Below are 25,992 nucleotides of genomic sequence, written 5' to 3' on the forward strand. Positions count from 1 at the left end.
CGATCTTATTTGCCTGAAATCACCGAATTTGCCACGAATACCGCTGGAAAACGTTGCTTTATCGAGTTTGTAATGCCCTCAACATCAAGGCCGCACTTGGTCATGAGCAACTGATAGTCGCCATGTTCAATGAATTCATCTGGAAGACCTAACTGAAGTAAGGGCTTTTGAATTCCTAATTTTGTAAGAACTTCGAGGCAAGCACTACCAGCACCGCCAGCAATCGCACCATCTTCAATCGTGACAAAGTAATCATGATCCATTGCTAGCGATTGAATCAATTCAACATCTAATGGTTTTACAAAACGCATATTGGCAACAGTGGCATCCAAGCTTTCAGCAGCCTCTAAAGCGCTATAGAGCAAAGTACCAAATGCCAAAATCGCAACTCTCTTGCCTGTAGGTGCCGATGACTTACGACGAACTTCACCTTTACCTAATGGCAAAGTACGCAACTCGCTAGAAGGAGTTGCGCCAATACCGGAGCCGCGTGGATAACGAACTGCGGTTGGATGGGGTTGATGAAATGCAGTTGTCAATAAATCGCGACACTCCGCTTCGTCTGCTGGTGTCATCACCAACATATTCGGGATACACCGCAAGAATGGAATGTCATATGCGCCAGCATGGGTTGCGCCATCCGCGCCTACTAATCCCGCGCGATCGAGCGCAAATAAAACGGGCAAATCTTGTAAGGCCACATCATGAATCAATTGATCATAGGCACGCTGCAAGAATGTGGAATAAATTGCCACTACAGGCTTCATACCTTCACATGCCATGCCGGCTGCAAAAGTAACTGCATGTTGCTCGGCAATACCCACATCGTAATAACGTTTCGGGAAATTCTTCTCAAACTCTACAAGGCCAGAGCCTTCGCGCATCGCAGGTGTAATGCCGATCAACATTGGATCAGCGTGAGCCATATCACATAGCCATTCACCAAAAACTTGAGTGAAGGTCTTTTTGCTAACAGCTGCTTTTTTAACGCCTTCGTGTGGATTAAATTTGCTTGGGCCGTGATACAACACCGGATCGGCCTCAGCCAACTCATACCCCTGACCTTTTTTGGTCACGACATGCAAGAACTGTGGTCCACGCCCTTCCAAAGCCAAACGTCGCACGTTTTGCAACATCGGAACAAGCGCATCTAAATCATGTCCATCAATCGGACCGAAATAATTAAAACCAAATTCCTGGAAGATTGTCGCTGGCGATACCATGCCTTTAGCATGATCTTCTAAGCGTTTTGCAAACTCACGTAAAGGAGGTGCAATTGAGAGAACGCTATCAATTCCTTTTTTTGTGGTCGAATAAATATTGCCACTCAGCAATCGCGCAAGATGGCGATTGAGCGCACCCACCGCCGGTGAAATCGACATATCGTTGTCATTCAAAATCACCACCAAAGGCAAATCGTCATAGACGCCAGCGTTATTCATGGCTTCAAAGGCCATGCCACCGGTCATCGCGCTATCACCAATGACCGCAACTGCTACCTGACGCTCACCCTTCGTTTGAAAAGCGCGCGCCATTCCCATCGCAGCAGAAATACTTGTGGAAGAGTGCCCGGTACCAAAGGCATCGTATTCACTTTCAGCTCGATGCGGAAATCCTGAAAGACCTTTGTATTGACGCAAGGTATTCATGCGATCACGACGACCCGTCAAGATTTTATGTGGGTAACTTTGGTGACCCACATCCCAAACAATGCGATCGCGTGGCGTATCAAATACATAGTGCAAAGCAATTGATAACTCAACAGTTCCTAGGTTGGACGATAAATGGCCGCCTGTTTTAGAAACAGAATCCAATACAAACTGGCGCAACTCATCAGCGAGAGCGGGTAGTTCTTCGCGCGTCAGTTTTTTTAAATCGTCAGGAGAGTTAATCGAAAGTAAAGTCATCGCGTTATTGCATTAATTCTTTATTTACCCCTATTGACTACCAATAGAGCTAAATCTTTTAGCGCTTGAGCTTGATTGCCAAAACCATCCAAACTACTCATGGCGATTTCTTGCAATTCTTTTGCCTGCCGCTGTGCATAGTCTAAACCCATCAAGGTCACATAGGTGGGCTTGTTGGCGGCAGCGTCTTTTCCGGCAGTCTTTCCAAGTGTTTGGCTATCGGCTGTCGCATCCAAAACGTCATCCACAATTTGAAACGCTAAACCGAGCGCCTTGGAATACCGCTCTAACCGAGCTAACTGATCTGCATTGAGATTGGCAGCAATGCCGCCTAATTCAACTGCGCAAGAGAGTAATGCGCCCGTCTTCATGGCATGCATTTGTTTCAAGCCTGCCAAATCTAATTTTTTACCCACACTCTCTAGATCAATAGCTTGGCCGCCAGCCATGCCGCGTGAACCTGAGGCTGCCGCTAAACACGCAATCATACGCAAGCGTTGATTTGCATCGCCAGAGGTGTTGGCTAACACTTCAAATGCACGCGTCTGCAATGCATCTCCAACTAATAGCGCTGTTGCTTCATCAAATGCTTTATGGACGGTGGGCCTACCTCGACGCAAATCATCGTCATCCATGCACGGCATATCGTCATGCACTAATGAATATGCATGAATACACTCAACCGCTACCGCGGCGGCATCGAGCATTTCTGTTTTTTGTGATGAAACTACATCGCCCAGCTGACCAGCTGCATAAACTAATAAAGGACGAATACGTTTGCCACCACCCTGTGCGGCATAGCGCATGGCTTCGTGTAAACGGTGCGGAGTAGTTTGTGGCGAATCGAGTAAACGATCTAATGCCAACTCCACTCGTTCAGAGTGAACTTTGAGCCACTCTTGAAATGCAATTGCTGTCAATTAGACCTCAAATACACGCACTTGTTGTTCTACTTGAGCAAGAACGCCTTGGCAATGTTTAAGAAGGGCTGCACCACGTTGATATGCCAATAGGGTCTCTTCAAGAGAAAATTTGCCCGATTCCATGTCGGCAATCAGCTTCTCGAGCTCTTTAACTGCTTGCTCGTAACGCAGGTCTGGGTCGATTTGAAGCTCAAGGCCTGGTTTTGAACTCTCTGACTTTTTCGTTGCCATAAGCGGTTTCCTTCATATTCCCGATGCGGATAGCCCTACATATTAAAGCGAGAAGACCCTCAGATGGGTATAATTCCCCCCTTCCTTTCCAATATCGATCCGTCGATGGTTGGATTGGTTATTCCGCTTAGCTTCGGCTGACGTTTTCGGGGGTGGGGAGAATGACTAATCTGGCTACCGCGCAGCAGCTTGCGCCGTCCAATCTACAACTGCCGGTTTCGGCATATTTTGACGCTGACTTGTATCAGCGGGAAATTGAACTGCTTTTTAAGCAGGGTCCTGGCTATGTTGGCCACGAACTCATGGTGCCTGAAATTGGCTCCTATCAAACTCTAGGCGCTGAAAACGAAGGTCGTATTTTGGTGCGCAATCAAGGGGGGATAGAACTACTCTCTAACGTTTGTCGTCATCGCCAAGCATTGATGCTCAATGGCAAAGGCAAAACTGAAAATATTGTTTGCCCACTGCATCGCTGGACCTATGACTTAGGTGGCAATCTATTAGGTGCACCCCACTTTGAAGACAAGCCTTGTCTCAATCTTGGTAAATCACCACTGCAGAATTGGCAGGGGCTCTTGTTTGAAGGTCCACGTGATGTACGTGCAGATCTTGCAAAACTTGGTGTTGCGGATGATCTTAAATTTGACGGCTACATGCTTGACCATGTTGAGGTGCACGATTGCAACTACAACTGGAAAACATTTATCGAGGTTTACCTCGAGGACTACCATGTTGTACCTTTTCATCCAGGCTTAGGTAAATTTGTTTCTTGCGAAGACTTGCACTGGGAATTTGGTGAATGGCATAGCGTGCAAACTGTCGGCATTCATAAAGACTTGCAAAAGCCTGGGTCACAAACTTACCGTCACTGGCACGAGGCTGTTCTGCGACAGTTCAATGGCAAAGCTCCACGCCATGGGGCAATTTGGCTTACTTACTATCCTAATGTGATGGTGGAGTGGTATCCAGGCGTGCTATGTGTATCAACATTGCATCCAATGGGCGTCAACAAAACACGCAATATTGTCGAGTTCTACTACCCAGAAGAGATCGCCCTATTTGAACGCGAATTCGTGGAGGCAGAACGTGCTGCCTACATGGAAACCTGCATTGAAGATGATGAGATCGCCGAACGCATGGATCAAGGTAGAGCTGCACTACTGGCACGCGGTGTAAATGAGGTTGGCCCCTATCAAAGCCCCATGGAAGATGGCATGCAACACTTTCATGAATGGTATCGACGCGTCATGAACTTTCAAGGCGCATAATCTCAGTAAGCACTCTCTCGCCACTACAAAATAGGAAGCATCATGACTCCTCTAATTACCGCAAACCAGTTAGAAGAAATCATTAATAGTGGCGAGAACGTATTACTCTGTGATTGCCGCTTTGATCTAGTAGACCCACAAGCAGGCAAAAAAGCTTACGAAGAAAGTCACATTCCTGGCGCGATTTATGTCGACCTTGATCATGATATGTCTGGCGCTAAAACTGGCAAAAATGGTAGGCATCCATTACCCACTCCTGAAGCATGGGCACAAACTAAGACTCGCTTAGGCATTAATCCAAATACCTTAGTAGTTGCTTACGACAAACAAGGTTCTGTCTATGCCAGTCGCCTCTGGTGGATGCTCAAAGCGACAGGCCACGCAAATGTTCAAGTATTGGATGGCGGTTTAGACGCCTGGAATGGCCCTATGGGAACCATAGCGCGCAAGCCGACACCATCAAGCACTCCCATTGCGGCAAGACCGTACGAAGGACTCGTGTTAGTTGATGAAGTAGTTAGCAATTTACAGTCCAAGAAATATATTGTGATCGATGCACGTGCAAATGATCGCTTTCATGGACAAAATGAAACTTTAGATCCGGTGGGCGGCCACATTCCTGGTGCACTCAATCATTTCTTTAAAGAAAACTTATCTGCTACTGCTTTTAAATCAGCAGAACATCTCTTTAAGGACTTTGTGGAATTACTAGGTTCACATAAACCAGCACAAGTCATTCATCAATGCGGCTCTGGTGTGACTGCTTGTCACAACCTATTAGCCATGGAAATTGCTGGCCTCAAAGGCTCACGTCTATATGCTGGCAGCTGGAGCGAGTGGTGTGCCGATAGCAGCAGACCGATTGAAACCTAATTCACATTAGTGGATCATTGAGAGCAGCACAACGAACCCCACTCCACAGGCTATCAAGATCGTTTGACGTAATGACTCAGCCCAGTGTGGGCGACGGTGCATTTGGGGAATCAAATCGCTGACAGCGATATAAATAAAACTACTAGAAGCAATCACAAGCAAATATGGCATTGCTGCATGGGCTTTTTCTAAGAAGAAATACGCCAGCACGCCACCAACCACCGCTGCCAAGCCACAAATACAGTTGTATATCAAAGCGCGAGTGCGTGAGAATCCCGCATTTAACAAGACAATGAAATCACCGATCTCCTGTGGGATCTCGTGCGCAATGATGGCAATCGCAGTAAAGATGCCGACATGGTAGTCCGCCATGAATGCAGCAGCAATCAAAATACCATCCACAAAATTATGCAAACCATCGCCAACCAAAATCATCCACCCGCTACGACCCGCATTCTCGGCGTCATGTCCGTGGTGATGGTGATGACCGTCACCTTCATGGTGATGGTCATGGCGCAGTAGCGCGATTTTTTCAAGCAAAAAGAATCCCAATAGACCCGCTAGTAGCGTTGCAAATAACAACTGCGGATTAGCGGACTGCATACTAAAAGCTTCTGGCAAGGAGTGTAGCAATGCGGTAGCCAACAGAATGCCTACCGATAGGCTGACCATGTTATTGACCATCTTCGCTAGCAAAGCCAAGGAACAACTAGCGGCAACCAGCGCGCTCGCAGTACCCGCGAGGGCTGTTACCAGAAGAATGCTTTGCAAGACGGTCATAAAGTATTAAACAACACCCATTTTCTTGAACCAGGCGATACATTTTTCCCAGCCATCTTTTGCAGGCCCCTCGCGATATGTTGCGCGATAATCTGCATGGAAGGCATGAGGTGCATCAGGGTAGACTTCAATCATCGATGCTTTAGCGGCAGGATTTTTAGAAGCTGCTTGCGCAAGTGCGGAGCGCATCTGCTCAACACTCTCTAAAGAAATTCCAGTATCAGCGCCACCATAAAGACCGAGCACAGGAGCTTTTAAGTCAGCGGCCAATTCAACGGGATGGCGTGGATTGCCCTCAGTCTTTTCGCCGACTAAGCGTCCATACCAAGCCACACCTGCCTTGACTTGAGGCAAGGTTGCAGAAAGCCAAGTAATACGACCACCCCAACAAAAACCAGTCACGCCAACACGTTTCAAATCACCGCCATTTTTCCCAGCCCACACTAAAGCAGCCTGTAGATCATTCAATACTTGCGAATCTGGTGTCTTTGCCACAATGTTTGTCAAAATATCGGCAACTGTTCCGTATGTATTCGGGTCACCAGCACGGACAAAAAATTCTGGGGCAATCGCCAAATATCCCAATTTGGCAAAACGTCTTGTGACATCAGCGATATATTCATGCACACCGAAGATTTCGCTCACCACAATCACAATTGGCAAGTTACCCTTGGCTTTTTCAGGGCGAGAAACATAGGCAGGCATTTGAAAACTGCCAACCGGAATCATTTGCTCACCCGCCTTAATACCCTTGAAGTCCGTTTCAATTGCAGCGGCTAATACAGGATCTGCCGCAGCGACAAAACCCACACTCAAGGTAGTTGCCGCAGCCCCTGCAACGGATGTCTTTATGAAACTTCTTCTGCTTTGATCTTGTGTTTTTTCACTCATGATGTTTGTCTCCAAGTCATTATTTAATGCGCTTCTTCCCAATTATCACCAATCCCAATGCTAACTACTAAAGGCACTTTTAACTTAGCTACATTGCACATCAAATCTGGCAATTTTGCTTGCAAGCGCTCGATTTCATCAAAAGGCACATCAAATACCAATTCATCGTGCACCTGTAGTAAGAGCTTGGTTTTAAGCTGTTCTTTCTCTAACCAATCTTCCACCGCGATCATGGCAAGCTTAATGAGATCAGCAGCCGTACCTTGCATTGGCGCATTAATTGCAGCACGCTCTGCTCCTTGGCGACGAGGACCATTTGAGCCTTTGATTTCTGGAAGCCATAAGCGTCTACCAAATACAGTTTCCACATAGCCATTTTCTCGAGCCTCTAGGCGTGTGCGCTCCATGTACTGCGCCACACCAGGGTAACGATCAAAGTATTTCGCAATATAGTTCTGAGCGGCTGCGCGCTCGATACCCAAGTTACCCGCTAAACCAAACGCACTCATGCCATAGATCAAACCAAAGTTAATGACCTTGGCATAACGTCGTTGCTCTGAACTGACTTCCTCGAGAGGAATACCGAAAATCTCTGCTGCAGTAGCTTGGTGCACATCTTTACCTTCTCTAAAGGCAGCCAATAGATTTTCATCTTCAGCAATGTGCGCCATGATGCGCAATTCAATTTGCGAATAGTCCGCTGACAGTAGTTTGCAACCCTCCGCAGGTACGAAAGCCTCGCGAATACGACGGCCCTCTTCAGTGCGCACTGGGATATTTTGCAAATTGGGATCACTTGAAGCAAGACGGCCCGTCACCGCAGTTGCTTGAGAAAAATTGGTATGCACACGACCCGTCTTAGGATCAGCCATGCGTGGTAATTTCTCAATATAGGTTGACATCAACTTTGCCAAACTACGGTAGTCCAGAATGCGCGCTGGCAAGGGATAATCCTCAGCCAACTTTTGCAATACTTCTTCATCCGTAGAGGGGGCGCCAGATGGCGTCTTTTTAATGACTGGTAGCTCTAATTGCCCAAAGAGGATTTCAGCAATTTGTTTAGGCGATTGAATATTAAATGGCTGGCCTGCCAATTGATGGATTTCGCCCTCCAACTCCAAAAGGCGTTTACCAACTTGCTGCCCCTGCTTACCTAACAGCTCTGAGTCGATGCGGATTCCGTTACGCTCCATGACTCCCAGCACATGCATTGCTGGCATCTCAATCTGCTGATACACATACAGGAGACCCGAATTTTCCTGAATTTGGGGCCAAAGCTCTTGGTGTAGTCGCAGGGTGATATCGGCATCCTCAGCGGCATAGTCAGTGGCAACTTGTAAATCTACTTGATCAAAGCCAATCTGATGCGCGCCCTTGCCGCAAACCTCTTCATAGCGAATTGTTTTCACACCAAGATGGCGCTCAGCCATACTGTCCATATTGTGTGGAAGATGGGACTCCAACACATAAGATTCCAACAAGGTATCAAATGCAATGCCACCTAAGGTAATTCCGTAGTTTGCAAATACATGGATGTCGTACTTTAAGTTTTGCCCTACTTTTAAATGTGCTTTACTTTCTAGCCATGGCTTCATAAGTGACAGCACATGATCACGATTTAGCTGGGTCTCACCATTACGATGTGCCACAGGAATGTAGCAAGCCTCACCTGGTTTTACTGAAAGCGAGATACCAACTAACTCTGCAGCCAATGCATCTAGGTTGGTTGTTTCTGTATCGACAGCCGTTAACTCAGCTAATTCAATTTTTTTCAACCATTTCTCTAAAGCAGCTTCATCTGTAACGCACTCATAATGGCGCTCAAGCAAATCTGGTGCGGCTGTTTTTGCTAGTGCACTAGTAAGCGCTGTAGATTTCTTAGATTCAGCCTCGTCATTCTTGCCAATTGCAGATGCGATGGGCGTGCCTGCTAGATCGAAGGCACCTTCCTCTGAAGCCTTGCTGGATGGGCTTTCTAGCTGTTTTTCAACATCACGTAACCAGGTTTTAAAGGCATAGCGCTCAAATAGCTCACGCAATAACGCAGCGTCTTCAGGCTTGGCATGCAAATCATCTAAACCTGGTAAGTGTGGTGATAAATCGCAATCGGTTTTGACAGTAATGAGTTGTCGCGCTTGCGGTAACCAATCAAGAGTTGCTCGTAAGTTTTCCCCAACGACACCTTTTACTTGATCAGCATTCGCAATCAAATTATCTAAATTGCCAAATTCTGCCAACCACTTATTTGCCGTTTTAGGTCCCGCTTTAGGAACACCAGGAACATTGTCAACGGCATCACCAATGATCGATAAATAATCTACGATCAATTCTGGTGGAACACCAAACTTTTCAATGACGCCATCAACATCCAACATTTCATTCGTCATAGTATTAATCAGCGTGACTGAAGAATTGACTAATTGCGCTAAATCTTTATCGCCCGTGGAGATGATGGTTTCCCAGCCAGCTTGCGTAGCCTGACAAGCCAGAGTGCCGATCACATCGTCAGCTTCCACTCCTGACACCATCAAAACTGGCCAACCCAATGCCTTAACCATCAGATGAATTGGCTCAATCTGCTTAACCAAATCTTCGGGCATGGGCGAGCGATGGGCCTTGTACTCGGAGTACATCTCGTCCCGGAAGGTTTTTCCCTTAGCATCAAATACGCAAGCAATATGGTCGGCTTTTAGCTCTGATCGGGCACGGCGCATCATATTGACCATGCCATAGATGGCCCCCGTGGGCTCCCCGGCCCCATTTCTCAGGTCGGGCATGGCGTGGAAGGCGCGGTAGAGGTAGCTAGAGCCGTCTACCAACAAGAGTCTATGTTTCGTCATACCGCAATCGTACAATCTAGTTAACAATTACCTACAGGACGGATTAATGAACTGCCCAAAAGTAGGCCAAAAAAGGTGAAAAATGATGCATACCCTAACAAACGTAATCAGCCATGTTTTTAGCCAAAGTCTCGCTCTGACGAGTTTTTTGGTGATTTTTGCCATATTCGGAGCAGGATCCGCACAGGCTCAGAATAACAGCCAGGCTCTTAGTCAATCCGAGCTCAACCGAATTAACAATCAACCTCTGTCTCCAACGATGAGCCCAGCTGGCGTTGTTAGCAACCCAGAAACCCGCAAACCAAGCTTTCAACACAAAGAGGCCACTGGGACAGAAATTACCGAATACAAGGATGCAAACAGTCCTACGCAAGTGCAAGTTAAAACGAAGTACACCACTTATGAGATGTCACCACCAGATTCTGCAATGCCTGGACCACCTTCAGGTGAAGGCGCTCTAATTAGCGTGCCTAGCATTAGCATCCCGATTCAATAAAGAACTGCACATTCATCAATGGCTGTATTCACCCCGATTGAACTTGGCGAGATCACCCCATGGATCTCTCAAGAATTTACTATCGGTGAAGCCGCAGACATCCGCGGTATTCATGGTGGAATTGAGAACTCCAATTTCTTTTTGGACATCACTAAAGATGGTAAAAAACAAGAATATGTTCTGACAATCTTTGAACGTTTATCCGCAGAGCAACTACCCTACTACTTAGAGCTGATGCGCCACCTGGCAAATAAGGGCATACCTGTCCCCAAGCCCATTGAGAACAAGCGCGGAGAGATTCTTTTCTCCCTCAAGGGTAAGCCAGCAGCGATTGTTAGCAAGCTACCGGGCCTGTCTCGCATGCAACCCGAAGTAAAGCATTGCGCCTTGGTAGGTGAGATGTTGGCCAAAATGCATCTTGCCGGAAAAGATTTTCCAAGGTCACAAGAAAATCTTCGCAGTCTTAGTTGGTGGCAGCAAACGATTCCACTAGTATTGCCACATTTAAATACCGTACAAAAAGAATTACTCACACATGAACTAAGCACACAAGAGGCCTTTTTCTCATCCAGCGATTACGATATGCTGCCGCAAGGTGCCAGCCATTGCGATCTCTTTAGAGACAATGTCTTGTTTGATCCCAAAGGATCGTCTGATACCAGCAATGATCAATTGGGTGGTTTTTTTGATTTCTATTTCGCAGGCACCGACAAGTGGCTGTTTGATCTTGCAGTCACTGTGAATGATTGGTGCCTAGCTGAGAACAAGCAGGATTTAGATCCAGCGCGCTTTAATGCTCTGATGCAAGCCTATCAATCTGTACGCCTGCTTACCAAAGAAGAGCAAGCAAGCTGGCCACTGATGGTGAGAGCAGCAGCTCTACGTTTCTGGGTATCCCGTTTATGGGACTTTTACTTACCCCGTGACGCTCAAATGCTCACGCCTCATGACCCAACGCACTTTGAGCGTATTCTTCTAAGCCGTCGCACTCTATGAAACTGAATTCTGTCGCCCCAAAAGAAGGCTATACCTGGATCAGACAGGGTATTTGGCTGTTCAAGCAAAATCCTTTGGGATTTTTAATGTTGGTCTTTATGTATGTTTTTGTAGCACAGCTTGCCGTCATCATCCCAGTAATTGGCGTATTTGCAGTTCTACTACTAACACCAACTCTTTCCGTTGGGTTTATGACGGCGTGCCGACAGGCGATTCAAAAAGAACGCATTCGACCGAGCGTCTATTTGATTGCACTGCAATCAGGGCAATTTATTCGTAATCGAATTTTGCAATTAGGTTTGGTGTATGCGGCACTAATTTTGTTAATGAGTTTCGTCTTGAGTCTTTTGGTGGATTTCGAAACGCTATTACCCCTCATGACGACGGACAAACCTATTACTCCTGAAGCACTCAGACAGGTATATCTCGTACTAGTCTTTGGTGCCGTTTTATATATTCCGATTGCAATGTTGATGTGGTTCTCCCCCATCTTGATTGCGTGGGCCGATATGTCAGTTCCGCAAGCTTTATTTTCCAGTTGGCTGGCATGCTGGACAAATAAAGCTGCATTCTTCTTTTATCTAGCCATCTGGAGCGCGATCTTGATTGCCATTCCTTTAACGATTGGCATGATCTTTGATGCTCTTAATTTTGGTCAAGCTGCATCATTTATCGTGGCGCCAATCTCAATGGCGGGCCTAACTATCATGCATTGCTCTTTCTACGCTACCTGGAAAGCCTGCTTTGCTGAAGACTAAACAAACGATCAGTTTGGTTTAGCAATACTCAATCAATCGCAGCAAGTTTTGCAATGCTAAGTTGCAACCATTTGACACCGTGACGCTTAAAGTTTACTTGGGCTCTAGCATCAGCATTAACACCCTCTAGTCCAGTAACGCGCCCTTCACCAAACTTAGTGTGAAAGACATTCTGACCAATAGTGAATGGATAATTTCCGCGAGGTGGTGAAGCTAAGCGCTTTACTTCCATAGAGGCTGAACCCACTCGCTTAGTTGGTCTTGAGCGTTCGCTAACTGAATCAAAAAAATCATTGGATTCATATTCACGCTGGCGAGTGTAGCCATCTTGCCAAGTTGAACTAGATCTTGAGCTGCTACCCCAGCGTGCATCTTTAGCCTTGGGCGTTAACCACTTTAGCGATTCAGATGGCAATTCCTCCAAAAAACGAGAAGGCATGTTGTAGCGCACTTGACCATGCAACATACGCGACTGAGTATGCGATAAATACAAGCGTTCCTTGGCGCGAGTAATAGCGACGTACATTAAACGTCGCTCTTCTTCCAATCCGTTTTGTTCATTCACGCTATTCTCGTGTGGGAATAAGCCCTCTTCAAGACCGGTAATGAATACCGAAGTAAATTCCAAACCTTTTGCAGAGTGCACTGTCATCAACTGAACAGCATCTTGTCCAGCTTGGGCTTGGTTATCTCCAGCCTCCAAGGAGGCATGCGCCAAGAAAGCAGCGAGTGGCGACATCTCTACAGCGCCTGGATCATTCTCGCCTGGCAATAGAGCGGCAACGGCGTCTTGGCCGTAACCCTCTTCCGCAATAAATGCCGTAGCGGCGTTAATCAATTCTTGTAAGTTTTCTACTCGATCTTGCCCCTCACGCTCAGACAGATAGTGCTGAATCAAGCCACTGTGCTGAATGACAAACTCCACCGTTTCAGGCAAGGTATTGTGACGCGTTGCTTCACGCATATGATCCACCAGGCGAATAAAACCGCCTAAAGCAGCGCCAGCTTTTCCTTCAAGAGAAGAAGCTGCTGTATACAAAGAACATTGCTGATCCCTGGCGGCATCCTGTAAGGCCTCAATTGATCTAGCACCAATTCCTCGTGTTGGGAAATTCACCACTCGCGAGAAAGACGTGTCGTCATTCGGATTTTCCAGCAAACGTAAGTAAGCAAGTGCATGCTTAATTTCAGCGCGCTCGAAGAATCGCAAGCCACCATACACACGATATGGAATACCTGCCGAGAAAAGAGCGTGCTCAATGATTCGTGATTGCGCATTACTTCTGTAGAGCAAAGCGATTTCGGTGCGTTTGATACCGCTATTCACTAGCGCTTTAATTTCATCAACTAGCCAAGCTGCTTCAGCATGATCACTAGGGGCTTCATAAATACGAACTGGCTCTCCATGCCCTGCATCAGTTCTTAAATTCTTACCAAGGCGCTCACAGTTATTCGCAATTAAATGGTTGGCAGTATCCAGAATATGGCCATGTGAGCGATAGTTCTGCTCCAGCTTCACCAATAAGGGATGAAACTGCTTTTCATACAGACGCATGTTTTCTACATCGGCGCCACGGAAAGCATAAATACTTTGATCATCATCGCCTACCGCAAATACTGAACTGCTACCCATGCCACTGACATTGACGCGACTAGCATCATGCCCAGAAAGTAATTTAAGCCAGGCATATTGCAAGGCATTGGTATCCTGAAACTCATCAATCAAGATATGACGGAAACGCTCTTGATAATGCGTACGAATAGGCTCGCTATGTTTGAGTAACTCATAACTGCGTAGCAATAGTTCAGCGAAATCCACCACTCCCTCGCGCTGACATTGCTCATCATAGGCGGCATACAGTTGCGCCATCTTTGCTTGAAAATCATCACCGACTGATAAATCTTTGGCGCGCTGTCCTCGTTCTTTTGCATGCGCAATAAAATATTGCAATTGTTTCGGTGGATACTTTTCGTCATCCACCTTTAAGCCTTTTAAGAGACGCTTAATGGCTGATAACTGATCTTGAGTGTCCAAGATCTGGAAAGTCGATGGCAAACCAGCCTCTTTGTGATGGGCTCGCAATAAACGATTGCATAAGCCGTGGAAAGTGCCAATCCACATACCTCGAGTGTTAATTGGCAGCATAGCGCTCAAGCGCACCATCATCTCTTTTGCCGCCTTATTGGTAAACGTTACGGCTAAGACCCCAATCGGCGAAACCTGACCCGTTTGGATCAACCAAGCAATGCGGGTGGTCAATACACGTGTCTTACCGCTACCAGCACCTGCCAAAATCAAGGCGGATTGGGCTTGGCCATTTGGGTTTACGGGCGGGAGGGTTACGGCCTCGCGCTGTTCTGGATTAAGGTTCGCGAGCATGTCTGAATACATCAGCCCAATTATAATTTGCCTCTTATGCCAAATGCCTCAAATACCCCTAATTCATCAGCAACTAGCTCTGCGGAAGAGCTAGCCAAATCCTACGAACCCGCACCGATTGAAGCCTATTGGGGCCCAGAGTGGGAGCGCAGAGGCATTGCTGATGCCAGCATGGATGAAGGTAAGGGTGATTTTTCGATTCAGTTGCCACCACCCAATGTAACCGGCACCCTACACATGGGGCATGCTTTTAATCAAACCATCATGGATGGTTTGGTGCGTCACGCCCGCATGTCTGGCAAAAATACTTTATGGGTGCCTGGCACAGACCACGCTGGTATTGCTACTCAAATCGTAGTTGAGCGCCAACTCGATGCGCAAAAAATTTCTCGTCATGATCTTGGTCGTGAGAAGTTTCTAGAAAAAGTGTGGGAGTGGAAAGAAACTTCCGGCAATACCATCACACGTCAAATTCGTCGCCTCGGCGCTTCAATTGATTGGAGCAAAGAATATTTCACAATGGACAGCAAAATGTCCAAGGCCGTGGTTGAGGTTTTCGTACGCCTGCATGAGCAAGGTTTAATTTATCGCGGCAAGCGTTTAGTGAACTGGGATCCAGTTTTGGGAACTGCCGTTTCTGATCTCGAAGTGGTGAGTGAAGAAGAAGATGGCTCAATGTGGCACATACGCTATCCGCTGGCTGATGGCTCAGGGCACTTAACCGTTGCCACTACCCGCCCAGAAACCTTACTGGGTGACGTTGCCGTCATGGTTAACCCAACTGATGAACGCTACAGACATCTCATTGGCAAGTCAGTCAACCTGCCTTTATGTAATCGCCAGATCCCCATTATTGCTGATGAATATGTTGATCTGAATTTTGGTACGGGCGTTGTGAAAGTCACCCCAGCGCACGACTTTAATGATTATGCGGTTGGACAACGTCATCAGTTACCACTGATTAATATCCTGACCCTTGACGCCAAAATTAATGAAAATGCTCCAGTTGCTTATCAAGGCATGGAACGTTTTGCAGCACGCAAGCAAGTGGTTGCTGATTTAGATGCGGCAGGCTTACTCGAAAAAGTTCAGCCTCATAAATTGATGGTGCCCCGCGGCGATCGTACCCAGACCATCATCGAGCCAATGCTGACAGACCAGTGGTTTGTGGCCATGTCTAAACCGAGCCCTGATAACCAATATCAACCTGGTTCCTCTATTGCAGGCGCAGCCTTGGATGCTGTCACCAAAGGCGACATTAAATTAGTTCCCGAGAATTGGATTAATACCTACACCCAATGGCTTGAGAATATTCAGGACTGGTGCATCTCCAGACAACTCTGGTGGGGTCATCAGATTCCCGCTTGGTATGGCGATAATGGGCAAATTTTTGTGGCACGCTCCGAAGAAGAAGCTAAGGCCAAGGCTGCTGCCGCTGGCTATAACGGAAAACTCAATCGCGACCCTGATGTGCTTGACACCTGGTTTAGCTCTGCTCTAGTCCCATTTAGCTCGCTGGGCTGGCCTGAAAAAACCCCAGCGCTAGACCACTTCTTACCATCCTCAGTATTGGTAACTGGCTTTGACATCATTTTCTTCTGGGTGGCGCGCATGGTCATGATGACCTGCCACTTCACAGGAAAAGTGCCGTTTCATACGGTGTATGTGCATGGCTTAGTGCGCGATGCTGAAGGTCAAAAGATGAGTAAATCCAAGGGCAATACTTTGGATCCGATTGACTTAATCGATGGCATCAAACTGGATGAGCTGGTAGGCAAACGTACTACTGGCCTCATGAATCCAAAGCAAGCCGAGAGTATTAGCAAGAAGACTAAAAAAGAATTTCCGGATGGTATTCCTGCGTTTGGCACAGATGCGCTACGCTTCACTTTCGCCTCTTTAGCATCGCTTGGCCGCAATATTAATTTTGATCAGAAACGTTGCGAAGGTTATCGTAATTTCTGCAACAAGTTATGGAATGCAACGCGCTTTGTGCTCATGAATTGCCCAGGTAGCGATGAGGACAACGGTCTAGCTCCATGCGATAACCAATGTGGTCCAGAAGGCTATTTAGACTTCTCGCCTGCAGACCGCTGGATTGTGTCCCAGCTGCAAAGAACTGAAGCCGAAGTAGCCAAAGGATTTCAAAACTATCGCTTTGACAATATCGCTAGCAGCATCTACCAATTTGTTTGGGATGAATATTGCGACTGGTATCTAGAGCTTGCCAAAGTTCAGCTACAAACTGGTACGCCAGCTCAGCAGCGTGCAACCCGTCGCACTTTGTTGCGTGTGCTTGAGACTATTTTGCGCATGGCACACCCACTCATTCCATTCATTACTGAAACACTTTGGCAAACTGTTGGGCCAAAGTCTGGAAAAGAATTGGCTAAGCAAGCCAAGCAAACTATCGCACTGCAACCCTACCCTGTTTCTCAACCAGAAAAAATTGATGAGCAAAGCGAAGAGTGGGTGGCGCAAGTCAAAGCGATTGTGGATGCTTGCAGAAATCTTCGCGGTGAAATGCAAGTGCCTCCAGGTCAAAAAGTACCTCTCTGGATTTATGGTCCAGAAGCATTTCTACAAAAAGCGACACCCTATTTACTGGCTTTAGCCAAGCTAACAGAAGTCAAAATCTATAGTGATGAATCTGCTCTTGAAAAAGATGCTCCTGGCGCACCAATTGCCCTTGTAGGCGATATCAAGCTCTTGCTCAAAATTGAAGTAGATGTGGCTGCTGAGCGTGCTCGTCTTGGTAAAGAAATTGAGCGTCTGGCAAACGAAATTACCAAAGCCCGTGGCAAGCTGAGTAATGAAAGCTTTGTGGCTCGAGCACCCGCCGACGTAGTTGCCCAAGAAAAACAACGCCTTGCAGGCTTTGAGCAAAATCACGAGAAGCTTGTTGCACAATTAGAGCGTCTTCAATAAAGATTGGATGAGCAATGCCCTTAACTACCAAAGCGGTCACTAAAGCGGTTTTCCCAGTTGCGGGTTTAGGCACGCGCTTTTTGCCAGCAACTAAAGCCAGCCCTAAAGAAATGCTCAATGTGGTTGATAAACCACTTATTCAGTATGCGGTTGAAGAAGCGATTGCAGCTGGCATTACTGAAATGATCTTTGTGACTGGACGCAGCAAACGCGCGATTGAAGATCACTTTGATAAAGCATATGAGCTAGAAGCAGAACTTGAAGCAAAGAACAAACAAGCGCTTCTCGAAATCGTGCGAAGCGTAAAACCCAGTCACGTTGATTGCGTCTATGTCCGTCAACCAGAAGCACTTGGTCTTGGTCATGCAGTCCTATGTGCAGAAAAGCTGGTGCGTGACGAACCATTTGCAGTAATCCTGGCAGATGATTTGTTAGACGGTAATCCACCCGTTCTCAAACAAATGCTCAAAGTATATGAAGAGCAAAATGGCTCAGTACTGGCAGTTGAAAAAATTGATCCCGCCAAAAGCAGCTCCTACGGTATTGTTGCTGGGACTGAAGTAAGCAAGGGCATTCATCGCTTAAACGGCATTGTGGAAAAACCCCAACCCAAGGATGCACCATCAAACCTAGCTGTTGTGGGTCGCTATGTTTTGTCATCCGACATCTTTAAACATATTCGCAACCTCAAGCCAGGAGCGGGTGGCGAAATTCAGTTAACTGATGCAATTGCCTCGCTTCTAAAAGAAGATCCTGTATTTGCCTATGAATACGATGGCGTTCGTTATGACTGCGGTAGCAAACTTGGTTATCTCAAAGCTTCGGTGGAATTTGCATTGCGTCACCCCGAAGTATCAAAAGATTTTGCAGCCTACCTAAAGGGTCGCTCATTGACGTAATTTTCTTTACTTAATTTACTTCACCTAAGTTGCTGGTGACATCAACAAAAAAGGCAGGTAATTCCTGCCTTTTTTATTTTCATCAGCTCTAACTCAACCGTTTGTTTGTTCCCACTATTGACTTATCTTCTCTTTAGAAAGAAAACCAATACATCTCCCTCAGTAGTGCTGGCAATTAACTCATTACCGGTTTGTTTAGCAAAAGCAGGAAAATCCCTAGCCGCCCCAGAGTCAGTGGCCTTGATCTTGAGCACCTCACCAGATTGCATGGTGGCCAAAGCTTTCTTGGTGCGCAAAATAGGTAATGGACAATTCATGCCGATGGCATCTACCTCGGCATTGAATGCGATATTACTGATGTCACTCATTTGCTTGCCACCCAATCCTTCACGCCAGCAAGGGCCGCATTGAGCTTGCTAGGATCGTTACCGCCCGCCATGGCCATTTCTGGTTTACCACCACCTTTGCCGCCTACCTGCTGAGCGACAAAATTCACAAGGTCACCGGCCTTCAGTTTAGATATTGAATCTGCGGTAACACCCGCAACCAAACTCACCTTGTCACCCTGAACCGACGCCAAAACAATGGCTGCTGATTTGAGTTTTACCTTAAGCGCATCCATAGTCTCGCGCAATACTCCTGCGTCTGCACCGTCCAAACGCGCTGCGAGCACTTTGATGCCATTGACATCAGTTGCTTGGCCAGCCAACTCATCGCCCTGACTAGCCGCCAATTTGGAATTGGCTTTCTCTAACTCGCGCTCAGCTTGACGCAAACTCTCTTGAAGTTGTGCGACACGATTTACCAAATCACCAGGGTGGGTTTTCAAGATAGCGGCAACTTCATTGACCTTATCTTCAAGACCTTGCAAGAAATGAAGGGCTTGATTACCGGTAACTGCTTCAACACGACGTATACCAGCAGCAACACCGCCTTCAGAAACGATCTTAAGGCTACCAATGTCGCCAGTGCGAGATACGTGAGTGCCTCCACACAATTCTTTTGAGCTACCGATTTCTAGTACTCGCACTTCATCTCCATACTTTTCGCCAAAAAGCATCATGGCGCCAGTCTTCTGGGCATCTTCCAGAGACATTACCCTCCCAGAGGTGGCGGTATTGGCCAAAATCTCGGCATTCACAATATCTTCAATGCGACGAATTTGTTCTGTTGTGATTGGGGCGTTATGGGTAAAGTCAAAACGTGTTTTAGTCGCATCAACTAAAGAGCCTTTTTGCTGCACATGATCACCCAAAACTTCTCGCAAAGCTTTATGCAAGATATGGGTTGCGCTATGGTTACGCATGGTATCTGTTCTTTGCTGAACGTCCACTAATGCGTTTAAGGTATCGCCGACTTTGATCTCGCCTTCGAGTAATTCACCTTGATGCCCAAATACATCCGCCTGAATCTTGAAGGTATCCTCAACAGCGAAACGAAGTGACTCATTACGCAACTCACCACGATCACCAACCTGACCGCCAGATTCTGCATAGAACGGGGTGTGGTCTAAAACAACTACCGCAGCATCTCCAGCCTTGACCGAAGCCACCTCAGAACCATCTACATATAAGGCAGTGACCTTAGCACCTTCATGTTTGAGAGTATCGTAACCATGGAACTGGGTTGGCTGACCCTTGTACTCCAGGCCCTGAGCAACCTTGAACTTGCCTGCTGCTCTAGCCTGATCGCGCTGCTTTTGCATCGCCACTTCAAAGCCTTCAGCATCGACCGTAACACCACGCTCACGACAAACGTCTGCCGTTAAATCCAATGGGAAACCAAATGTATCATGCAAGCGGAATGCAGTTTCACCATCAACTACTTTAGCGCCACCAGCTAATGCGCCATCCAAGATTTCCATACCATTTGCAATAGTCTGGAAAAAACGCTCTTCCTCTTGCTTTAAAACTTCACTGACTTTATCTTGTGCAGCACGTAACTCTGGATAGGCATCACCCATTTCTTGCACAAGCGCAGGTACGAGTTGATAGAAAAATGGTTTGCGCGCACCCAATTTATAACCGTGACGAATCGCACGACGTGCAATACGACGCAAAACATAACCACGCCCAGAATTACTCGGAATAACACCATCTACTACGATGAAACTGCAAGCACGAATATGATCTGCGATCACCTTTAAAGAAGGTGAGGCGGCGTCACAATTACCACCACCAGCCGCATCCACAGCATCTTTGGAAGCCTTGAGGAGATTGACGAAGAGGTCGATTTCATAATTGGAGTGAACATGCTGCAATACCGCTGCTATGCGCTCTAAACCCATGCCCGTATCAACGCTAGGCTTTGGTAGTGGATGCATCACACCCGCTTCATCACGATTGAACTGCATGAAGACGTTATTCCAAATTTCGATGAAACGATCGCCATCTTCCTCAGCGCTACCAGGAGGCCCGCCCGGAATATGCTCGCCGTGATCATAGAAAATTTCAGTACAAGGTCCGCATGGGCCTGTGTCACCCATCATCCAGAAATTATCTGAAGCGTAGCGCGCGCCTTTATTGTCACCTATGCGAATAATGCGATCTGCTGGCACGCCAATTTGATCTTTCCAAATTGCATATGCCTCATCATCCTCGGCATACACCGTGACTAATAACTTTTCTTTTGGCAACTTAAATACTTGGGTTAGTAAATCCCAAGCAAACTGAATCGCATCTTTCTTAAAATAATCTCCGAAAGAAAAATTACCCAACATCTCAAAAAAGGTGTGGTGACGCGCGGTGTAGCCCACATTGTCCAAGTCATTGTGTTTGCCACCAGCTCGAATGCATTTTTGGGCGGTAGTTGCTCGGGTATAGGGGCGCTTATCAAAACCTAAAAATACGTCCTTAAATTGGTTCATCCCCGCATTGGTAAAGAGCAGGGTTGGGTCATCGCCCGGAACTACCGGGCTTGACGGGACGATTTGGTGGCCTTTTTGAGCAAAGAAATCCAGGTAAGCCTGGCGAATTTGGGAGACTTTCATAGCCTTAATTATGGCATTCGCACCCGTCTAGGGCAAACCCTAGACAAGGTACCCCCCTCGTGGCTTACAATCGCTCAACATCAATAAATAATCGGCTTCTATGTCCGATATAAAAGGAGCGCAACTTGAAAATTCGCAATCAACGGGATTTTGGGGCTGGGATCATGTATATGGTCATTGGTCTCTTCTTCACTATCGTGGCCACGAACTACCCTATGGGAACAGCCGCAAAAATGGGTCCTGGGTATTTTCCATTTTATTTAGGCATCTTAATGTTTTTGCTTGGACTAGTGGTGTCAGTTAAGTCCGTTGGCGCTAAAGCAGCAATTGAGTCTATCCCTAAATTCAACTGGAAAGTCATGGCGCAAATTACCGGCGCCGTAGTCTTGTATGGATTGCTCCTGCCAAGAATGGGATTTTTGGTAGCAGTGGTTGTTTTGGTATTTGTCTCAGCCAGTGCAAGTAAAGAATTTACCTGGAAGGGTACTGCGATCAATGCAGCATTCTTGGTCACCTTTACTTATTCAGTATTTGTTGTGGGACTAAAACTGCAGTTCCCACTACTACCTGTATTCCTACAACAATAACGAACCGGGACTCTAAAAATGGATTTATTTGCTAACTTAGCTCTCGGTTTTGATACCGCGTTTACCTTACAAAATCTCTTGTACTGCCTTATCGGTTGCATCTTGGGAACCTTGATTGGGGTTTTACCCGGTCTTGGCCCCATCGCAACAATTGCAATGTTGTTGCCCGCCACTTATGCACTTCCCCCTGTAGCAGCATTAATCATGTTGGCTGGCATCTACTATGGCTCACAGTACGGCGGATCCACAACAGCGATTTTGCTCAACATCCCAGGAGAAACGTCATCGGTGGTGACGGCGATCGACGGCTATCAAATGGCACGTAATGGTCGAGCTGGTGTTGCTTTGTTTACTGCTGGCATGGGTTCATTCTTCGCAGGTTGCGTTGCAACTCTCGTGTTAGCTGCTTTTGCTGCGCCCCTCTCACAACTCGCGTTTAAGTTTGGTCCTGCAGAATACTTCTCGCTCATGATCCTTGGCTTGATCGGAGCAGTAGTGTTGGCTTCGGGTTCACTCATTAAAGCGATTGGCATGATCATCCTCGGCTTGCTGATGGGCCTCATCGGCACGGACGTTAACTCTGGAGTATCACGCTATGCGTTTGACATTCCAGAATTAAGTGACGGAATTGGTTTCGTGGCAGTTGCAATGGGTGTATTCGGCTTTGCGGAAATCATGGGTAACCTTGAAAAGCAAGGTGAAGATGAAGGCTTCCTTAACAAGCTCACCAGCATGGTTCCAACTAAGAACGATGTCAAACGTATGATTCCATCCGTTTTACGCGGCACAACCATCGGCTCCATCTTGGGTATCCTTCCCGGTGGTGGCGCAGCTTTAGCAGCCTTTGGCGCTTATTCAGTGGAAAAGAAATCATCCAAACATTCGCATGAGTTTGGTAAAGGTGCTATTGAGGGTGTTGCAGGTCCTGAAGCTGCCAATAATGCAGCCGCACAGACATCATTTATTCCATTGCTTACCTTGGGTATCCCACCTAATGCTGTGATGGCATTGATGGTTGGCGCGATGACCATTCATAACATTCAACCTGGTCCACAAGTGATGACGAGCAACCCCGCTTTGTTCTGGGGTCTGATCGCCTCGATGTGGATCGGCAACGTGATGTTGATTCTCCTGAACTTGCCACTCATTGGAATTTGGGTAAAGCTCTTGAAGATTCCATATCGCTTCCTCTACCCAGCGATTTTGGTGTTCTGCTGTATCGGTGTGTACACCGTGAATAACACTGTATTTGACGTGTACGTAACTGCAGGCTTTGGCTTGATTGGCTACCTTTTCTTCAAATTAGGTTGCGAACCACCTCCATTGCTCTTGGGCTTCGTGCTTGGACCGATGATGGAAGAGAACTTCCGCCGCGCATTATTGCTTTCTCGTGGCGACTTCTCTACCTTTGTTACGCGCCCACTGTCGCTTGGATTACTGATCGCAGCAGCTTTGCTGGTGGTGATCGTAGCCTTGCCAGCAGTGAAAAAGACTCGCGAAGAGGCCTTCGTCGAAGACTGATTGTCTGAGATCTCACAGAAACGAGCCCGCAGCAGTTTGCGGGCTTTTTCTTTATAGGTCGGGGGTTTTCTCTACAATGTGACTATGTCCCAAGATAGCAAACCCTCTAAAGCTGGCGCTGGCGCAATCGCCGAACCATCCAACTTCTTACGTCAGATCATTGATCAAGATTTGGCGAGTGGTGCATATTCACAGCGCACTAATTTAGCTGGCGAGCCGATTCCTTCCGTCATCACCCGCTTTCCTCCAGAGCCAAATGGCTATTTACATATTGGCCACGCTAAAAGTATTTGCTTGAACTTTGGTTTAGCAGCTGACTACAACCAGCAAGCAGGTGGTGCACGTTGCAATATGCGTCTAGATGACACCAATCCTGTCAAAGAGGATGTTGAGTACGCCGACAGTATTTTGGATGCGGTGAAGTGGCTAGGCTTTGATTGGGGCAATCATCTTTATCACGCCAGTGATTACTTTGATCGCCTCTATGAGTTTGCAGAAATCCTGATTCAAAATGGCAAAGCGTATGTTGATAGCCAAAGTGCCGATGATATTCACACTAATCGCGGGAACTTCGGCCAAGCAGGAAAAAACAGTCCATATCGCGACCGTAGCCCAGAAGAAAATCTCACCCTCTTCCGAGAAATGCGCGATGGCAAATACAAAGATGGCGAACATGTTCTGCGCTTGAAGATTGATATGGCGCACCCCAACATTGTGATGCGCGACCCTGTGGTTTACCGCATCCGCCATACCGATCATCACCGCACTGGCAGCAAATGGTGTATCTACCCTTTATATGACTTCACCCACTGCATCTCTGATGCGCTAGAAAATGTTTCTCACTCCATTTGCACCTTAGAGTTTGAAAATAATCGCCCACTCTATGACTGGATCGTAAATTCTCTAAAAGAATTAGGCGTATTTAAAGACCCCGTACCGCACCAGTACGAGTTTGCTCGCCTCAATCTCACCTACACCATTACAAGTAAACGCAAGTTATTGCAACTCGTTGAAGAAAAGCATGTTGATGGCTGGGATGATCCTCGTATGCCAACGATTGTTGGCATACGTCGTCGTGGCTACACGCCGGAGAGTATTCGTTTGTTCTGTGAACGTATTGGCGTATCCAAAGCAGATAGTTGGATTGATATGAACACCTTAGATCAAGCGTTGCGCGATGATCTAGAAGTCAGAGCCCCTCGAGCAACTGCAGTTCTCAAGCCACTGAAGTTGGTAGTAGAAAATTTTGATGCAAATGTTAAAGAGCCATGCTCTGCTCCACGTCATCCTCAACATCCAGAGTGGGGTAATCGCGAGTTTCATTTCACACGCGAGCTATGGATTGAAGCAGATGATTTCATGAAAGAACCTATTAAAGGCTTCTTCAGACTCTACCCACCCATCGGTGATCAGCCTGGTAGTCGAGTGCGCCTGCGTCATGGCTTTGTAGTTGAGTGCACCGGCTATGAGACCGATGACCAGGGCAATGTCATTCAGGTCAATGTCACGCACTTCCCAGATAGCAAGAGTGGCACACCAGGATCAAATAATTACAAGGTGAAGGGTAATATCCACTGGATTAGCTCTGCAGAAGCCATTCCAGCAGAGGTTCGCCTCTACGATCATCTCTTCACAGACCCTCACCCCGATAGCGGTGATAAGAATTTCCTAGATGCCATTAATCCAAACTCTAAAGAAACTATTACCGCTTATTTAGAGCCCTGCATGAAAGATGTTCAAGCAGAAGATCGCTTTCAGTTTGAGCGTCATGGTTACTTTATTGCTGATAAAGCAGATTCCAAACCAGGCAAGCTAGTATTCAACCGTACGGTTGGCCTCAAGGATTCTTGGAAATAGTCTTTAGAAAATCCGCAACGCTTGGATAACGTAGCGGTCTTTTTAATTCCGATAAGCGTGTATTCGTCACGCGCCTCGATTCGCGCATAAACGACCACAGCATCGGGCTGACAATTGCTTGTAATTGTTTCGCAGGCATTCTTCGCACTCTAGCTAAACCAAAAGCATCCGCCACTTCATCAAAATAATCACCCATTTTGGTTTCATTGCCATCACACGCATTGATCACTCTTTGCGGCTTGCCGTGATAAACGGCTGCGCATACTAGACGCGCCAAATCATCACTATGAATATGATTGGAATAGGCATCTTCCTCTGGCAATAATGCTGGGGTCTGCGATTTCAAGCGCTCGATGGGCAAGCGATCGGCAGCATAGATCCCGGGAACACGCAAAATAGTGATGGCTACTCCGTGAGCGGGGCCCCATAGGCGGAGCATTCGCTCTGCATCCACCCTGCGTTGGGCTCTCTCACTTTGTGGATTAACTGGGGTCACTTCGCATACCTTGGCGCCCCGGTGGTCGCCATAAACGCCAGTAGTGCTGATATAGATAAGCCGCCTGACGATCGAAGACCCTTGGGCTAAAATTCTGAGCAAGTTACGGGTTCGGTAATCGCGATTTCCTTGATTTTGGGGTGGGGCTAAATGAATAACGGTTTGAGCTAAGCTCGCCAGCCGCCATAAAGACTCTGGATGATCCAGGTTTCCTAAAATCGGTATCGTGCCAGCCTCTCGTAATTCCTGAAAACGATGTTGTGAAGAAGTCAGCGCAAAAACCCGATGGCTATACGAAAGCTGTTTTGCCACCCGAAGCCCTATATCACCACAGCCAATGATCAGGATTGAAGGTTTACCAAAAGTACGCAT

The 25,992-nt window shown here is 47.0% G+C and carries 20 protein-coding genes; 10 read left to right on the forward strand and 10 right to left on the reverse strand.

Annotated features, from left to right (window positions below; translation table 11 throughout):
- Nucleotides 1-5: 5 nt before the first annotated feature.
- Genes dxs through xseB form a run of 3 tightly spaced genes read right to left on the reverse strand, consistent with a single transcriptional unit; the run spans nucleotide 6 to nucleotide 3,061 of the window.
- A complete protein-coding gene (dxs, locus tag NHB35_RS08990; RefSeq protein ID WP_353432031.1) occupies nucleotides 6-1,907 on the reverse strand; it encodes a 1-deoxy-D-xylulose-5-phosphate synthase in 1,902 nt (633 codons plus the stop codon).
- A 20-nt stretch (nucleotides 1,908-1,927) separates the two neighbouring features.
- Nucleotides 1,928-2,827, reverse strand: coding sequence for a polyprenyl synthetase family protein (locus NHB35_RS08995; RefSeq protein WP_353432032.1), 900 nt, complete (start codon nucleotides 2,825-2,827; stop codon nucleotides 1,928-1,930).
- Nucleotides 2,828-3,061, reverse strand: coding sequence for an exodeoxyribonuclease VII small subunit (xseB, locus tag NHB35_RS09000; protein ID WP_353432033.1), 234 nt, complete (start codon nucleotides 3,059-3,061; stop codon nucleotides 2,828-2,830).
- 161 nt (nucleotides 3,062-3,222) lie between these two features.
- On the opposite strand from xseB, the gene NHB35_RS09005 reads away from it, so the two are divergent.
- Both NHB35_RS09005 and NHB35_RS09010 read left to right on the forward strand, forming a co-directional pair.
- Nucleotides 3,223-4,329: an aromatic ring-hydroxylating dioxygenase subunit alpha gene (locus NHB35_RS09005; RefSeq protein WP_353432034.1), complete on the forward strand. Its 1,107-nt coding sequence runs from the start codon at nucleotides 3,223-3,225 to the stop codon at nucleotides 4,327-4,329.
- Between the two features lie 42 nt (nucleotides 4,330-4,371).
- Nucleotides 4,372-5,202, forward strand: a complete 831-nt coding sequence (locus tag NHB35_RS09010; RefSeq protein WP_353432035.1) for a sulfurtransferase — start codon at nucleotides 4,372-4,374, stop codon at nucleotides 5,200-5,202.
- Nucleotides 5,203-5,208: 6 nt separating this feature from the next.
- Here NHB35_RS09010 and NHB35_RS09015 read toward each other — a convergent pair whose 3' ends face one another.
- The 3 genes from NHB35_RS09015 to polA are packed head-to-tail and all read right to left on the reverse strand — an operon-like array spanning nucleotide 5,209 to nucleotide 9,713.
- Entirely contained in the window at nucleotides 5,209-5,982 is a 774-nt protein-coding gene (locus NHB35_RS09015) for a ZIP family metal transporter (protein ID WP_353432036.1), read from the reverse strand.
- 6 nt (nucleotides 5,983-5,988) lie between these two features.
- Complete coding sequence (locus NHB35_RS09020; RefSeq protein WP_353432037.1) at nucleotides 5,989-6,873, reverse strand: dienelactone hydrolase family protein; 885 nt, start codon at nucleotides 6,871-6,873, stop codon at nucleotides 5,989-5,991.
- 23 nt (nucleotides 6,874-6,896) lie between these two features.
- Nucleotides 6,897-9,713 carry a DNA polymerase I gene (gene polA / locus NHB35_RS09025; RefSeq protein WP_353432038.1) on the reverse strand — a complete coding sequence of 939 codons (2,817 nt, stop codon included), beginning with the start codon at nucleotides 9,711-9,713 and terminating at the stop codon, nucleotides 6,897-6,899.
- An 82-nt stretch (nucleotides 9,714-9,795) separates the two neighbouring features.
- Between polA and NHB35_RS09030 the strand changes: the two genes are divergently transcribed.
- From NHB35_RS09030 to NHB35_RS09040, 3 genes are read left to right on the forward strand one after another with little or no spacing between them, the layout of a single operon-like run.
- Complete coding sequence (locus tag NHB35_RS09030; protein WP_353432039.1) at nucleotides 9,796-10,209, forward strand: hypothetical protein; 414 nt, start codon at nucleotides 9,796-9,798, stop codon at nucleotides 10,207-10,209.
- Nucleotides 10,210-10,227: 18 nt separating this feature from the next.
- Nucleotides 10,228-11,205, forward strand: coding sequence for a homoserine kinase (locus NHB35_RS09035; protein ID WP_353432040.1), 978 nt, complete (start codon nucleotides 10,228-10,230; stop codon nucleotides 11,203-11,205).
- Nucleotides 11,202-11,963, forward strand: a complete 762-nt coding sequence (locus NHB35_RS09040; RefSeq protein ID WP_353432041.1) for a BPSS1780 family membrane protein — start codon at nucleotides 11,202-11,204, stop codon at nucleotides 11,961-11,963. The genes NHB35_RS09035 and NHB35_RS09040 overlap by 4 nt, the downstream gene beginning before the upstream one ends.
- 28 nt (nucleotides 11,964-11,991) lie before the next feature.
- Here the strand turns inward: NHB35_RS09040 and NHB35_RS09045 are convergent, their stop codons facing one another.
- Nucleotides 11,992-14,355 (reverse strand): UvrD-helicase domain-containing protein, encoded by a 2,364-nt coding sequence (locus NHB35_RS09045; protein ID WP_353432042.1) that lies wholly within the window; start codon nucleotides 14,353-14,355, stop codon nucleotides 11,992-11,994.
- A 24-nt stretch (nucleotides 14,356-14,379) separates the two neighbouring features.
- On the opposite strand from NHB35_RS09045, the gene NHB35_RS09050 reads away from it, so the two are divergent.
- Nucleotides 14,380-17,271, forward strand: a complete 2,892-nt coding sequence (locus tag NHB35_RS09050) for a valine--tRNA ligase (RefSeq protein ID WP_353432043.1) — start codon at nucleotides 14,380-14,382, stop codon at nucleotides 17,269-17,271.
- Between the two features lie 14 nt (nucleotides 17,272-17,285).
- The gene (galU, locus tag NHB35_RS09055; RefSeq protein WP_353432044.1) at nucleotides 17,286-18,170 is read left to right on the forward strand and encodes a UTP--glucose-1-phosphate uridylyltransferase GalU; all 885 of its coding nucleotides are present in this window, start codon (nucleotides 17,286-17,288) and stop codon (nucleotides 18,168-18,170) included.
- A gap of 122 nt (nucleotides 18,171-18,292) precedes the next feature.
- Here galU and NHB35_RS09060 read toward each other — a convergent pair whose 3' ends face one another.
- Together NHB35_RS09060 and alaS are read right to left on the reverse strand one after the other, a co-directional pair.
- Nucleotides 18,293-18,520, reverse strand: a complete 228-nt coding sequence (locus NHB35_RS09060; RefSeq protein ID WP_068949805.1) for a sulfurtransferase TusA family protein — start codon at nucleotides 18,518-18,520, stop codon at nucleotides 18,293-18,295.
- Nucleotides 18,521-18,534: 14 nt separating this feature from the next.
- Nucleotides 18,535-21,159, reverse strand: a complete 2,625-nt coding sequence (gene alaS / locus NHB35_RS09065; protein WP_353432045.1) for an alanine--tRNA ligase — start codon at nucleotides 21,157-21,159, stop codon at nucleotides 18,535-18,537.
- A 125-nt stretch (nucleotides 21,160-21,284) separates the two neighbouring features.
- On the opposite strand from alaS, the gene NHB35_RS09070 reads away from it, so the two are divergent.
- The 3 genes from NHB35_RS09070 (at nucleotide 21,285) to NHB35_RS09080 (ending at nucleotide 25,124) form a co-directional block, all read left to right on the forward strand.
- Nucleotides 21,285-21,746, forward strand: coding sequence for a tripartite tricarboxylate transporter TctB family protein (locus NHB35_RS09070; protein ID WP_353432046.1), 462 nt, complete (start codon nucleotides 21,285-21,287; stop codon nucleotides 21,744-21,746).
- Between the two features lie 18 nt (nucleotides 21,747-21,764).
- Nucleotides 21,765-23,267, forward strand: a complete 1,503-nt coding sequence (locus NHB35_RS09075) for a tripartite tricarboxylate transporter permease (protein WP_353432047.1) — start codon at nucleotides 21,765-21,767, stop codon at nucleotides 23,265-23,267.
- An 84-nt stretch (nucleotides 23,268-23,351) separates the two neighbouring features.
- Nucleotides 23,352-25,124: a glutamine--tRNA ligase/YqeY domain fusion protein gene (locus NHB35_RS09080; RefSeq protein WP_353432048.1), complete on the forward strand. Its 1,773-nt coding sequence runs from the start codon at nucleotides 23,352-23,354 to the stop codon at nucleotides 25,122-25,124.
- Here the strand turns inward: NHB35_RS09080 and NHB35_RS09085 are convergent.
- Nucleotides 25,105-25,992 carry an SDR family oxidoreductase gene (locus tag NHB35_RS09085; protein WP_353432049.1) on the reverse strand — a complete coding sequence of 296 codons (888 nt, stop codon included), beginning with the start codon at nucleotides 25,990-25,992 and terminating at the stop codon, nucleotides 25,105-25,107. The genes NHB35_RS09080 and NHB35_RS09085 overlap by 20 nt on opposite strands.

It is taken from the genome of Polynucleobacter sp. MWH-UH23A (assembly GCF_040409805.1).
Taxonomy (GTDB): domain Bacteria; phylum Pseudomonadota; class Gammaproteobacteria; order Burkholderiales; family Burkholderiaceae; genus Polynucleobacter.

Excerpts from the sequence above, each read along its gene's own strand:
- dxs (WP_353432031.1), bottom strand. The coding sequence starts at position 1,907 with ATGACTTTACTTTCGATTAACTCTCCTGACGATTTAAAAAAACTGACG.
- xseB (WP_353432033.1), bottom strand. The coding sequence starts at position 3,061 with ATGGCAACGAAAAAGTCAGAGAGTTCAAAACCAGGCCTTGAGCTTCAA.
- NHB35_RS09005 (WP_353432034.1), top strand. The coding sequence starts at position 3,223 with ATGACTAATCTGGCTACCGCGCAGCAGCTTGCGCCGTCCAATCTACAA.
- NHB35_RS09010 (WP_353432035.1), top strand. The coding sequence starts at position 4,372 with ATGACTCCTCTAATTACCGCAAACCAGTTAGAAGAAATCATTAATAGT.
- NHB35_RS09015 (WP_353432036.1), bottom strand. The coding sequence starts at position 5,982 with ATGACCGTCTTGCAAAGCATTCTTCTGGTAACAGCCCTCGCGGGTACT.
- NHB35_RS09020 (WP_353432037.1), bottom strand. The coding sequence starts at position 6,873 with ATGAGTGAAAAAACACAAGATCAAAGCAGAAGAAGTTTCATAAAGACA.
- polA (WP_353432038.1), bottom strand. The coding sequence starts at position 9,713 with ATGACGAAACATAGACTCTTGTTGGTAGACGGCTCTAGCTACCTCTAC.
- NHB35_RS09030 (WP_353432039.1), top strand. The coding sequence starts at position 9,796 with ATGATGCATACCCTAACAAACGTAATCAGCCATGTTTTTAGCCAAAGT.
- NHB35_RS09035 (WP_353432040.1), top strand. The coding sequence starts at position 10,228 with ATGGCTGTATTCACCCCGATTGAACTTGGCGAGATCACCCCATGGATC.
- NHB35_RS09040 (WP_353432041.1), top strand. The coding sequence starts at position 11,202 with ATGAAACTGAATTCTGTCGCCCCAAAAGAAGGCTATACCTGGATCAGA.
- NHB35_RS09045 (WP_353432042.1), bottom strand. The coding sequence starts at position 14,355 with ATGTATTCAGACATGCTCGCGAACCTTAATCCAGAACAGCGCGAGGCC.
- NHB35_RS09050 (WP_353432043.1), top strand. The coding sequence starts at position 14,380 with ATGCCAAATGCCTCAAATACCCCTAATTCATCAGCAACTAGCTCTGCG.
- galU (WP_353432044.1), top strand. The coding sequence starts at position 17,286 with ATGCCCTTAACTACCAAAGCGGTCACTAAAGCGGTTTTCCCAGTTGCG.
- alaS (WP_353432045.1), bottom strand. The coding sequence starts at position 21,159 with ATGAAAGTCTCCCAAATTCGCCAGGCTTACCTGGATTTCTTTGCTCAA.
- NHB35_RS09075 (WP_353432047.1), top strand. The coding sequence starts at position 21,765 with ATGGATTTATTTGCTAACTTAGCTCTCGGTTTTGATACCGCGTTTACC.
- NHB35_RS09080 (WP_353432048.1), top strand. The coding sequence starts at position 23,352 with ATGTCCCAAGATAGCAAACCCTCTAAAGCTGGCGCTGGCGCAATCGCC.
- NHB35_RS09085 (WP_353432049.1), bottom strand. The coding sequence starts at position 25,992 with ATGCGTACTTTTGGTAAACCTTCAATCCTGATCATTGGCTGTGGTGAT.